The 921-nt window shown below is 55.4% G+C and carries 1 protein-coding gene; it reads left to right on the top strand.

Features of this window, described 5'->3' with window-relative positions; all coding sequences use genetic code 11:
• Positions 1–62: 62 nt before the first annotated feature.
• The coding region (locus AC3WXD_RS34940; RefSeq protein ID WP_492325746.1) for an SGNH/GDSL hydrolase family protein at positions 63–921 on the top strand (859 nt) is incomplete at its 3' end.

Genomic DNA, 921 nt, shown 5'->3' with positions numbered 1-921 from the left:
ACGCGAGATGCCAACGGCGCCGTGACGGCGCAGCCCGCAATTTTGATTTCGTGAGGTGAGAGATGGGATTGCTTGATGCACCGATCAGCCCTAAGCGGGCGGCTTATCTTTCGCTGGCCGGCGGATTGCTTAACAAGGGGTATGCCGGGTCTACCCTGAATGTCGTCCTATTTGGGGACTCGCGCACTGCCAATGCGAATTTGACCGTCGGTGTAAATGGAGGTTCGACGGATGCCGATTGGTTCGGCTACGCCAACGCTATCGCCGGGTTGCCAGCTACGCTCGTTCTGAATGCTGGTGTTCCAGGAGACACCACGACAGGCATGAAGAATCGCGTTGATGCGCTCATTACTTCGCTTGGTTCGTCGGTCAATGCCGCTGTGGTATGGGGACTCACGAACGACATTCCTACCACGGATGCCATGTTGACGGCTGCCCTTGCCAACTTGGAATATATCTACAGCGCATTCGCTGCTGCGAATATCTACGTGTTCGCGTTCAGCGAGACGCCGGACAACCTATACGGAACTACTACTGCGATTCTCAAGCAGAAGTTTCGTCAACGTCTATCCACGCGCTGGAATGGCCGTACCGATGGTGAATTTATTGACATATTCCCGGCCATCATCAATCCGACAAATGCCAACGGTGCTCCGCTGATAACAGACACAGCAGACAATCTACACATCAACGTCTCTGGCGCATACAAGATTGGGAAGGTGCTCGGGCCGGCATTGGCTCGGCGCGCGAGTGGATTCAAGTACCCGTTCTGCAATTCCGTTATCGACACGAAAGAGTCGCAGCCTTTGTCGACTAATTTCTGTCGCAACCCTCTCATGACCGGAACGGATGGAGTACTAGGCGCAGGCCATACAGGCACAGTGCCGCATCTGTGGTCCACCGGCGGCGCTTCCGTGGCAG

It is taken from the genome of Cupriavidus sp. FW216-B1 (assembly GCF_058789195.1).
Note: the sequence above shows the minus strand (reverse complement) of the source record. Positions and strands in the feature narration are given on the sequence as shown.